The organism is Streptomyces sp. NPDC058534, from assembly GCF_042717365.1.
Taxonomy (GTDB): domain Bacteria; phylum Actinomycetota; class Actinomycetes; order Streptomycetales; family Streptomycetaceae; genus Streptomyces.
Genome location: NZ_JBHXNW010000183.1, coordinates 1 through 1,810, shown reverse-complemented (window position 1 = coordinate 1,810; position 1,810 = coordinate 1). Strand labels below are relative to the sequence as shown.

General features: G+C 68.3%; 2 protein-coding genes. One reads left to right on the top strand and one right to left on the bottom strand.

Going from position 1 to position 1,810, the window contains the following annotated elements; translation table 11 throughout:
• Positions 1–60 precede the first annotated feature (60 nt).
• Positions 61–963: a transposase family protein gene (locus ACFWR9_RS42645; RefSeq protein WP_383853069.1), complete on the bottom strand. Its 903-nt coding sequence runs from the start codon at positions 961–963 to the stop codon at positions 61–63.
• Between the two features lie 236 nt (positions 964–1,199).
• On the opposite strand from ACFWR9_RS42645, the gene ACFWR9_RS42640 reads away from it, so the two are divergent.
• Complete coding sequence (locus tag ACFWR9_RS42640; RefSeq protein WP_383853066.1) at positions 1,200–1,742, top strand: DinB family protein; 543 nt, start codon at positions 1,200–1,202, stop codon at positions 1,740–1,742.
• The last annotated feature ends 68 nt before the right edge of the window (positions 1,743–1,810 follow it).

Sequence of the window (1,810 nt, the reverse complement as noted above, 5' to 3'; positions counted from 1 at the left end):
ACGGTCTCGGGGAAAATTGGGGTTCGGGCGTGCTGGCCTGGTGGGTCGGTTGGCGGGTGATCAGCAGGCGCTGTCCCGGGCGAGGACCAGTTCGGTGCTCGCCCGGCGGCGGGTTACCCGCTGCGCGGATCGGTCGGAAACCAGGCCGCCGATCGCGAGGTGGGTGTCGGCGTAGTCGTCGCGGCGTCCGGTGAACCGCCGCAAGGGAGCCCATTGGCGGAGCTCGGCGTTGGTGTGCTCGACGCAGATCCTGGCCGAGGACTGCCGGCGCCGCATCTCACGCCAGGCGTACTTGTCGCCGTCGCACGCCTCGTCCTTGGGCTTCTTCGGCGGGGCGCTGACCTGGTCGGGGAACTCCTTGGCCAGTCCCTGGTAGCCGGAATCGACCTTGGCTTTCACCGGGGGGTGGGTGCGGAACTGCTCGGCCATGCCCTCGGTGCGTACGGCGGTCTGGTCGTGCATCCGGCCCGGGCGGACCACGCCGGACAGCAGCAGGCGGCCCTGGCCGTCGCTGAACGTGGTGGTCTTGATGGTGTTCTGCTTGCGCTTGCCGGAGACGAACGCCCGGCGTCCGGGCCGTGCCGCCTGCGGGCGGCGGACCTGGGTCTCGGCTCCGTCGAGCCGCAGCTCGACGCCCTCGGCCTCGGCGTAAGCGAAGACGTCTTCCAGCGTCCTCAGCCGCAGACCGGGCCGGTCGGGCACGGCGAAGCCACGGGCCGCCAGCAGTGGACGGACCTGGCGGATCGCCGCGGAGACGGTGGAGCGATCCACCGCGAAGAGCTCGGAGAGCACCTCGTGCGGGAGCTGATGACGCAGCTGCACCAGAGTGAGAAGCAGCCGGTCGAAGAAGACCAGCTTCGGCTTGCGGCCAGCGCCCTCCGCCCGCTTGCGCTCCCCGCCTCGGGCCTCGCGGAGCGCGGACTGCCGCGCGGCTTCCCACGGCCCGGCAAGTTCGGCGAACAACTCGCCGAAGTGTGCGCGCGAGACGCCGGACAGGGCAGGATGAGAGCAGGCCGCACGGGCCCAGGTCAGCTTCACAACTCACCCAACCCGTACGGCCCTTCTCATGTCACGGCCCCACCCGGAGGATCACTACATCCCCCGAGGCCGTCATAGGAGAATGGGCGAGCCATCGCCAGTGTGAGCAGGATGCCCAAGGGACGGCTGCCCACTCCAGGGCAACATGCGAGGATCGAACGATGAGCAATCCCCGCCGTGAGCTACTGCGCTGGCAGTTCGACATGACCTGGTCACTGTTCACGTACCACCTGGAGCGGCTCGCACCCGAGGACTTCCTGTGGGAGCCCACTGACCTGACTTGGACAGTGCGCCCGGACACCGCCGGAAACTGGCTGCCGGACTGGGCCGACACCGAGCCCGACCCCATTCCCGTTCCCACCATCGGCTGGGTGAGCTGGCACATCGGCTGGTGGTGGAGCACTGCCATCGATCACGCACAGGGACGTACCCCCCGAGAGCGTACCGATATCACCTGGCCAGGCAACGGACCGGCAACCATCGCCTGGCTACAGGATCTGCGTACCCAGTGGCTGACGGTCCTCGACAAACTCACCGACGCCGATCTGGACGCCGTCTCCACGCTGCCGTGGCAGACCCCGCCGGACAACACCATCGGACACATGATCGCCTGGCTGAACGCCGAGCTGATGAAGAACGTCACTGAGATCGGGCAGCTGCGGCTGATTCGGGCGGCCTCGAACTCGCGACCCGGGAAGCAATAGGGCTCAGGAGAAGAAACGTCGTCCAGCACGGCCACCGCGATGTCGAGCCCAATTGCTCCCCGGGTCGT